Annotated in this window: 8 protein-coding genes and 2 tRNA genes; 7 read left to right on the top strand and 3 right to left on the bottom strand. The window is 65.8% G+C overall.

Annotation, left to right across the window (positions count from 1 at the left end; translation table 11 throughout):
* The 3 genes from ABE522_RS17155 to ABE522_RS17145 all read left to right on the top strand — a co-directional run.
* Positions 1-195: hypothetical protein (locus tag ABE522_RS17155; protein WP_346592737.1), on the top strand; the 195-nt coding region annotated here is incomplete at its 5' end.
* Between the two features lie 8 nt (positions 196-203).
* Positions 204-620, top strand: a complete 417-nt coding sequence (locus ABE522_RS17150; RefSeq protein WP_346592736.1) for a hypothetical protein — start codon at positions 204-206, stop codon at positions 618-620.
* Complete coding sequence (locus ABE522_RS17145) at positions 617-919, top strand: helix-turn-helix domain-containing transcriptional regulator (protein ID WP_346592735.1); 303 nt, start codon at positions 617-619, stop codon at positions 917-919. Before ABE522_RS17150 ends, ABE522_RS17145 begins: the two co-directional genes overlap by 4 nt.
* Before the next feature lie 101 nt (positions 920-1020).
* Here the strand turns inward: ABE522_RS17145 and ABE522_RS17140 are convergent.
* Together ABE522_RS17140 and ABE522_RS17135 are read right to left on the bottom strand one after the other, a co-directional pair.
* Positions 1021-1096: transfer RNA gene (locus ABE522_RS17140), tRNA-Phe, on the bottom strand.
* A 339-nt stretch (positions 1097-1435) separates the two neighbouring features.
* Positions 1436-1891 (bottom strand): hypothetical protein, encoded by a 456-nt coding sequence (locus ABE522_RS17135; RefSeq protein WP_346592734.1) that lies wholly within the window; start codon positions 1889-1891, stop codon positions 1436-1438.
* A 156-nt stretch (positions 1892-2047) separates the two neighbouring features.
* Here ABE522_RS17135 and ABE522_RS17130 point away from each other — a divergent pair, with 156 nt between their 5' ends.
* Positions 2048-2218: a hypothetical protein gene (locus tag ABE522_RS17130; protein WP_346592733.1), complete on the top strand. Its 171-nt coding sequence runs from the start codon at positions 2048-2050 to the stop codon at positions 2216-2218.
* Positions 2219-2266: 48 nt separating this feature from the next.
* On the opposite strand, the gene ABE522_RS17125 is transcribed toward ABE522_RS17130, so the two are convergent.
* Positions 2267-2342: transfer RNA gene (locus ABE522_RS17125), tRNA-Ala, on the bottom strand.
* A gap of 103 nt (positions 2343-2445) precedes the next feature.
* Here ABE522_RS17125 and ABE522_RS17120 point away from each other — a divergent pair.
* The 3 genes from ABE522_RS17120 (at position 2446) to ABE522_RS17110 (ending at position 7840) form a co-directional block, all read left to right on the top strand.
* On the top strand, positions 2446-2709 hold the full coding sequence (locus ABE522_RS17120; protein WP_346592732.1) for a Rho-binding antiterminator: 264 nt from the start codon (positions 2446-2448) through the stop codon (positions 2707-2709).
* Positions 2710-2874: 165 nt separating this feature from the next.
* Complete coding sequence (locus ABE522_RS17115) at positions 2875-5409, top strand: Cache 3/Cache 2 fusion domain-containing protein (RefSeq protein ID WP_346592731.1); 2535 nt, start codon at positions 2875-2877, stop codon at positions 5407-5409.
* Between the two features lie 130 nt (positions 5410-5539).
* A complete protein-coding gene (locus tag ABE522_RS17110) occupies positions 5540-7840 on the top strand; it encodes a TonB-dependent receptor (protein WP_406846388.1) in 2301 nt (766 codons plus the stop codon).
* Positions 7841-7970 lie beyond the last annotated feature (130 nt).

Here is a 7970-nt window from a genome sequence, read left to right as displayed (position 1 = left end):
GTCAGCTCCTTCTCGCGCAAGCTTCAGTCTGAACTGCTCATCGTACTTGGTCACTTTTCCCTCGAAAATTGGATGCCTGTCCAAATTCAGGGGGTCAGTTCAATCCGCCGGGCTTTTTTCCTGAGTTCAACCGGTATGCTAACCCGCATCGCCCGCCACCCAGCGCCTTGGCGCGGGTGGCCTCAAGCTTTGTGAGGTATGCAATGGAATCGCACTATCCCTTGAGCGCGAAGCGTCTGTACGCCCTGATGGGCGAGCGGATGCAGGACTTCCCGCCGCACTTCATCGAACGCCTCGAACGGCGGCTGGAAGCGTTCGAAACCTCGCGCACCAACCAACACCGTGTGATGCACCTGCGGCTTCTGCCGCGCACGTCGTCCGATTCGCCGCAGGCGGGAGGCGGCTGCCATCCAGAGCTCAAAGGCACCGCGCAGGTCGCCGTGTCCATCCGTACCCTGCAGGCGCTGGCGTCGATCTTCGAAGTGCTGCACGCGGTGCACGTGAACCGTCACAAGGTGCTGTCGGACACAGGATTTGGCGGCTTCATGATTGAAGAGCTCATCGTCTCCGGGCGCGAACTGGTGCGCTCAACCGGCGATGCCATGTGGAGGCAGCCATGACGCCCTACGAGTCCGCAAAGGCGCAACTGGAAAACCGGCGTGCAGCAGAGATGGCCGAGTACCTGGACGATCGCCTGCACATGATCCACTACGACGAAACGACCTTCGCGCGTTCGATGCTGCCGGTGTCCGAACTGCATGGCATCAGCCACGTCGCACGCGAATGCGGACTGAGCGTCGACGCCATGCGGCGGCAGTTGAGCGGCACGCGTCCGTTGTACTTCGACCACGTGCTGGGTGTGATGCGCGCGCTGGGGATCCGGTTGCGGGTGGAGCCGATGCAACGCGGCTCGCCCTGAACCTTCTGGGCGGGTAGGGCAGGTCGCACTTGCCATCCATGCAGACCCGCACGGCAGGCGAAAAAAAAGGGCCTGCATTTCTGCAGACCCTTCAAAAACAATGGTGGCCGAGGACGGAATCGAACCGCCGACACGGGGATTTTCAATCCCCTGCTCTACCAACTGAGCTACTCGGCCACTTGTTTCGTTGGCAGCGATGTCGCTGCCGAGGAGGCGCATATTACGGAGGTCACGCGCTTTCGGCAAGCCTTTTGAACAAAAAACTTCACAATGGTGTCTCCGCATCGCCGGTGCACGTGCAAGTGCCTGATCCTTCGTTGCTGGCAGCGAGCACGGTGCAGCCGCTCTGGCAGGCATCGACGTCTGCTCGAAAACGGGGCGGCAAGATCTTCGATGCGGGACTGACGGCTGCTGGCCGCATCGGAAATGACGGCCAGCGGCCGTCACTACCCTGAGCCCCCGGCGATCCAGGGACGCAACTTCGGCACGCGGGTGGTCACGCTGGAATGAGGAGTTTCACGGCGCGAAGCGGACCTGGCGCGGGTCGTTCAGGCGCAGCTGGGTCTGGTAGTAATACGTGTCGCTGGGGATGCCATCCGTGCTGAAGACGATCTTCTCGCGGCGCGCCGTGCCCTGCACCAGCAGGCGGCGGTTGACCAGGCGTTCCAGTGGCAGGTTGTCCAGCTGTGCCCGCAGCGCATCGGCCTGGTCGGGTGCCAGCCGCACGGTGAGATTGGCCTGGTGGCGGTAGTCGGTTTCGCTGTTGAGGTACAGCCCGTGCCCGGTGAGATCGATATTGCGCACGGTGACCAGGAAGGTGCCACTGATACCGTTGCGCGGGTCATCGTTGGCGGCATGCACGGCTTCGGCCGGAGTGATCAGGCCAGCGGGCGTCATCGGCGGGGCGATGACGCTGCGGTGGGCACAGCCCGCGCTGAGCAGCAGGACAGGGAGCAGCAGGGCGAAGCGCATGGGACATCCTTGTTCCAGTGTGGACCGCCATTGTGCCGCGCGCGGGTGACAGCGCCAACCATGCTGAACGGGTTGGCACGGCCTCGTGATCTGCGCATCACGGCGGCGCCGATAGCGTGGGGTGCCATGACACACCACAACGAGCAGGCACGCAGAATGGGTACCGGAAACAACGAGCAGGAAGACCGCGCCGGCGTACAGGAAAGCCAGCAGGACCAGCGCCAGGACGACGTGGCGAAGCAGCGCCAGGGACAGCAGGACCAGAAGGTCCGCGATGACCACACCAAGAAGCCCGATCGGAAGGATGGCAGCGGCGAGCCGGCCTGAACGAAAAAAAGCCCCGGGAGCGGTCCCGGGGCTTTTCGTTTCAATTCGTGGTGGAGCCAAGGAGGATCGAACTCCTGACCTCGTCGATGCGAACGACGCGCTCTCCCAGCTGAGCTATGGCCCCACAGTGGAGCTGAGTCTATCCAACTGCCGCAGGCTTGCCAAGCCCGCGCGTGCAGGCAGAAAGTGGGAGATCACGCGCCTGTGCAGCCAACGTTGGAAAAACGATGGAACCTTACCGCCCGATTTCCTGCGACCTGCACGACCATCTGGAGATCGCCTGCCTGCGCCGGCTTCGCCTGCGGGTTGAACTGGCCGATGGCACGCAGGTGGAGGGCCGCGCGCTGACCACCGTCAGCACAGCGGCGAAGGAAGAATTCCTGCGCCTGGAATGTACCGATGGCGTGCGTGACCTCCGGTTGGATCAGCTGCACGCGATCAGCGCGTTGGACGACGGGAGCGGTTTTGGGCGGGTCGTACTGTCGGAGTGAGCTCGACGCCATGTAACCGTTTCCAGCCACCTTCCCGCGGTAAATCAATCGCTTGGATACTGAGTGGTGGCGGAAATTTAGCCAATCCGGGGCTAAAGAGGACTACTTCGGTGCCGATAGAAGTGTGACGCCCGACGCGTTCCCCTTCCTATCAAGTGCCTCTCGATGACGACTTCTGCCGCCACCGGTTCCACGCTGTCCATCTCCTCCCGTCTGGCGATCCTGCTGGCGGCCATCACGGCCGCGGCCTTCGTGCTGCTGGCCCTGCTGATCTACCGGCAGACCGCCGCCAGTTACCAGCAGCGTGTGCAGGCCGGGCTGGACACCTCGGCCAGCCTGATGCGGGATTCGGTGGCGCTGTACGACCGCAGCCTCAGCCAGAGCACCGCGCACATGGCCGAACTGTTCCGTGCCTCGCTGCCGGCCGGCGAGGCCGCCGTGGACACCGCGCGCAGCGTGCAGGTGGCCGGCCAGGTTGCGCCACAGCTGATGTTCGGTGGCAAACCGCTGGCGCTGGATGACGCCGCAGTGGATCGTTTCGCCGCCTCCACCGACGGTGTGGCGACGGTCTTCGTGCGCGATGGCGACGACTTCGTGCGGGTGGCGACCTCGCTGCGTAACGCGGCCGGTGAGCGGGTGCTGGGCACCAGGCTGGACCATGCCCACCCGGCGTATCCGAAGATCATCGCCGGCGAAGCCTTCACTGGCCCGGCGCACCTGTTCGGCACGGACTACATGACCCACTACATGCCGCTCAAGGATGCGGCCGGTGCGGTGGTCGGCATCGCCTTCGTCGGCCAGGACCAGTCGGCCGGGCTGGCCGCGCTGAAGGACAGCCTGCGTGCTGCCACGCTGGGCAAGGACGGCTACTTCATGGCCATCGACACGCGCCCGGGCGAGGACTTCGGCAAGGTGATCGCCGCGCCCGCCGGTGAAGGCGGCAGGATCAGCGAGCGCGTGGTGGCCGAAGACCTGCCGCTGCTGCAGGCGCTGCTGGAAGGGCGCCAGGCATCGGCGACGCTGCAGGTGCGCAGCGCGGAGGGCAAGGACACCCGCGGCTATTTCATTTCCGCGCAGGCGCATGCGCCGTGGCGCTGGATGGTGCTGGGCATGGAGCCGGTGTCGGTACTGCAGGACGTGCTGCGTACGCTGCTGCTGCAGATCGCCGGCATTTCCGCACTGGCCCTGCTGGCGGTGATCGGTGCGACCGTGCTGGCGATGCGCCGGTTGCTGGCCCGTCCCCTGCAGCAGGCCGAACAGGTGGCACTGGATGTGGCGGCGGGGCGGCTGGACCGCGAGATCCCGCAGCGTCGCCCGGATGAAGTGGGGCGCCTGTTGTCGTCCATGCGGCAGATGCAGTCCACCCTGCGCAGCGTCACCGCCGCACAGGACCGCATGGCCCAGCACCACGCCGAAGGAACCATCAGCCACCGCATCGATGCCGACGCGTTCCAGGGCGCGTTCCGCGGCATGGTGGAAGGCACCAACGCGCTGGTGGATGCCCACGTGCGCACCACGCTGGAGATGGTCGAGCTGGTACAGGAGTACGCCACCGGTGACCTGTCGGCGTCGATGCAGGAACTGCCCGGCGAGAAAGCCCGGATCAGTGCGTCGGTCAACGGCGTGCGCGCCCGCCTGCAGGCCATCAACGGCGAGATCAAGCGTCTGGTCGCGGCTGCTGCAGCCGGTGATTTCAGCGCGCGCGGTGACGCTGAAGCATTCGACAACGATTTCCGGGTCATGGTGGAAGGGCTGAACACCCTGATGACCACGGCCGACCACAACCTGGCGGCGCTGTCCGACCTGCTGCGCAACCTCGCGCGGGGCGACCTGCGCAGCCGCATCGAAGGCGATTTCCAGGGCGTGTTCGCCGAAATGCGCGACGACGCCAACCAGACCGTGACCAGCCTGGGCACGATCATCGCCGGCATCCAGCGCTCGGCCGATGGTGTGTCGGCGGCGGCGGCGGAAATCGCCTCGGCCAGCGAAGACCTGTCACGCCGGACCGAACAGCAGGCGGCGAACCTGGAAGAGTCGGCCGCATCGATGGAAGAGATGACCGCGGCGGTGCGCCACAGCGCGGACCACGCGGTACGTGCGGACAAGCTGGCAGTGCAGGCCACCGGCGTGGCATCGCAGGGCGGTGAGGCGGTGGCCGAGGTGGAGCGCACCATGCGCCTGATCGAAGCGTCCTCGCGGCGCATCGCCGACATCACCACGGTGATTGACGGCATCGCGTTCCAGACGAATATCCTGGCGCTGAACGCGGCGGTGGAAGCGGCCCGTGCCGGTGAAGAAGGGCGTGGTTTCGCCGTGGTCGCCAGTGAAGTGCGCACGTTGGCGCAGCGCTCGGCGCAGGCGGCGCGCGAGATCAAGGGGCTGATCGACGAATCGGTGGAGCAGGTCGGCACCGGCAGTGCGCTGGCCGCGCAGGCTGGCGAGACGATCCAGCAGGTGGTGGCCGCGGTGGGTGAACTGGGTGCGGCGATCGGCGGCATTGCGTCTGCATCGCGCGAGCAGGCCGCCGGCATCGAACTGGTCAACCAGAGCATCGTGCAGATGGACGGGGTCACCCAGCAGAACGCGGCGCTGGTGGAGGAAACCTCGGCCTCGGCGCAGTCGATGACCGCCCAGGCCGCGTCGCTGCGCGAAGCCGCAGCGCGCTTCGTGCTGGCGCGCGGGACGCCGGTGGCGGCATAGCCGCGGCGGTACAGGGGGAGAGGCTGCCACGGGATTGAAACGTGGCCGCCATACTGTGCGCCTGCGCGCTTTGATTTCCTCATCCGCCCGGCTCGCGCAGGCCGCACGGACGCTCCTTCGAGTCCCGTACATGCATCCGAACCACCGATTCTTCCGTCGTCATCCGTTGGCGCTGGCATGCGCCGCATTGTCCGTGGGCCTGGTCGCCCCGGCCTTCGCGCAGCAGGCCGCCACCCCGACCAGCGCCACTGCGCTGGATGCCATCACCGTGACCGCCGAACGCCGCGAGCAGAACCTGCAGGACGTGCCGGTGTCGGTCGGCGTGGTGCAGGGCGAGCAGCTGCGCGACTACACCGCCGGCGGCGATGACACCCTGCTGGCCCTGTCGGGCCGGGTGCCGGGCTTCTATGCCGAGACCACCACCGGGCGCATCTTCCCGCGCTTCTACATCCGTGGCCTGGGCAACATCGATTTCTACCTGGGCGCCTCGCAGCCGGTGTCCATCATCCAGGACGACGTGGTGCTGGAACACGTGGTGCTGAAGTCCAACCCGGTCTACGACGTGGACCAGATCGAAGTGCTGCGCGGCCCGCAGGGCACGCTGTTCGGGCGCAACACCACCGCCGGCATCGTCAAGTTCGACAGCATCAAGCCGAGCCAGGACGCCAGCGGCCGGGTCAATACCAGCTATGGAACCAACAACAGCGTGGCGGTGGATGCCGGCCTGGGCGGCCCGATCAACGAAGTGGCGGCGTTCCGCGTGTCTGCGCTGTACCAGCATCGCGATGACTACGTGGACAACACCTATGCCGGCCCTAGTGCCGATGGCACGACGGCGCCGCGCAAGGATGCGATGGGCGGCTTCGACGACCGCAACGTGCGCGCCCAGCTGCTGCTGACCCCTACCGACAACTTCTCCGTGCTGGCTTCGGCGCATGCGCGGGACTACGAAGGAACCTCCACGCTGTTCCTGCGCGGTGGCATGGTCAAGGGCTCCAACCAGCCGATCGCCGCGCGCGACCGCGTAGCCTACGACGAGGCCGCCAACAACCCGCAGGCCTACAAGACCTACGGCGGCTCGCTCAAGGCGACCTATGATTTCGGCGCGGTGGAACTGACCTCGATCAGCGCTTACGAGACCACGTCCGGCTACAGCCGCGGCGACACCGACGGCGGCGCGGCCGCCAACTTCCCGGTCAATGGCGTGCCCAATGGGTTCGGCCAGTCGATGGGCCAGGTGCGCGATCTCGACCAGTGGACCCAGGAAGTGCGCCTGGCCAGCATGGGCGATGATCGCTTGAGCTGGCAGGCAGGCCTGTTCTACTTCGATGGCCGCGATATCACCGACTTCTACCAGCGCGGTTGGTTCCTGCAGGGCCCCGCGCGCAATCCCAACAACTGGGTGCGCCTGCGCAATACCAATACCTCTGTCGCCGGCTTCGGCCAGCTGAGCTACAAGGCCACCGACCAGCTGACGCTGACTGCGGGCCTGCGCCAGACCCGCGATGAGAAGCGCACCCGCCTGCTGAAGACCGCCGACACCGCAGCCGGTGCGGTGACCTACCGTGGCCGCACCGACGTGGAGATGAGCGACACCACGCCGAGCTGGGACCTGAGCGCGATGTACCAGATCAACGACCAGGTGGGCGTGTATGCCAAGGTCGCGCGCGGCTTCCGCGGACCGACCATCCAGGGCCGCTCGGCGGTGTTCAACTCGGACTTCACCACGGCCGATTCGGAAACCATCCTGTCTTGGGAAGCCGGCGTCAAAAGTACGCTGTGGGACAACCGCCTGCGCCTGAACGCGACCGCCTTCACCTACCAGGTGAACGACATCCAGCTCAACGGCAACGATTCGGATGGCAACGGCGTGCTGTTCAATGCGGACAAGGCGCGCGCCTACGGCCTGGAAGCGGACATGGAACTGCGCCCGGTGCCGAACCTGACCCTGAGTGCGGGCGTGAGCCTGCTGCACAGCGAAATCCAGGATGACCGGGTGTACGCGCAGGTGTGTGCGCTGAACGGCGTGGTGGTGTGCAGCGTGAACGACCCGACCATCAAGGTCGGTGCCAACACCTTCGCGCAGATCGACGGCAATCCGCTGCCGAACGCGCCGAAGTACGGCATCAACCTGGCGGCCCGCTACGATTTCCCGGTCAGCGATGCTGGCACGGTATTCGTGTCGACTGACTGGAACAAGCAGGGCTACACCAGCTTCGTGCTGTACGACACGGCCGAGTTCAATTCAAAGGGAGATTTCGAAGGCGGCCTGAAGCTGGGTTATTCCGGCGGCTACGGCGCCTACGAAGTGGCGCTGTTCGCGCGCAACATCACCAATGAGAAGAACCTCAAGGGCGTGATCGAGAACTACATGGCGGCGGTGTACAACGAACCGCGCACCGTAGGTGTTTCGGTGAATGTGAACTGGTAATGCGGAACCGGCCGGTGGGTGACGGGCAATCGGTGGGTGACCACCGTTGGTCGTCACGGCCTGGCCCTGGTGGGTGACGACCGGTGGTCGTCACGGCCTGGCCCTGGTGGGGGGGCACCCGTTGTCGTGG

The sequence above is a fragment of the Stenotrophomonas lacuserhaii genome (assembly GCF_039674585.1).
GTDB classification, from domain to species: domain Bacteria; phylum Pseudomonadota; class Gammaproteobacteria; order Xanthomonadales; family Xanthomonadaceae; genus Stenotrophomonas; species Stenotrophomonas pennii_A.
The sequence above is the reverse complement of the archived record's forward strand: the minus strand, read 5'-3'. Positions and strand labels throughout refer to the sequence as shown.

What these genes read in the sequence shown, in the direction of transcription:
- ABE522_RS17150 (WP_346592736.1), top strand. Translation starts at nt 204, where the DNA reads ATGGAATCGCACTATCCCTTGAGCGCGAAGCGTCTGTACGCCCTGATG.
- ABE522_RS17145 (WP_346592735.1), top strand. Translation starts at nt 617, where the DNA reads ATGACGCCCTACGAGTCCGCAAAGGCGCAACTGGAAAACCGGCGTGCA.
- ABE522_RS17135 (WP_346592734.1), bottom strand. Translation starts at nt 1,891, where the DNA reads ATGCGCTTCGCCCTGCTGCTCCCTGTCCTGCTGCTCAGCGCGGGCTGT.
- ABE522_RS17130 (WP_346592733.1), top strand. Translation starts at nt 2,048, where the DNA reads ATGGGTACCGGAAACAACGAGCAGGAAGACCGCGCCGGCGTACAGGAA.
- ABE522_RS17120 (WP_346592732.1), top strand. Translation starts at nt 2,446, where the DNA reads ATGGAACCTTACCGCCCGATTTCCTGCGACCTGCACGACCATCTGGAG.
- ABE522_RS17115 (WP_346592731.1), top strand. Translation starts at nt 2,875, where the DNA reads ATGACGACTTCTGCCGCCACCGGTTCCACGCTGTCCATCTCCTCCCGT.
- ABE522_RS17110 (WP_406846388.1), top strand. Translation starts at nt 5,540, where the DNA reads ATGCATCCGAACCACCGATTCTTCCGTCGTCATCCGTTGGCGCTGGCA.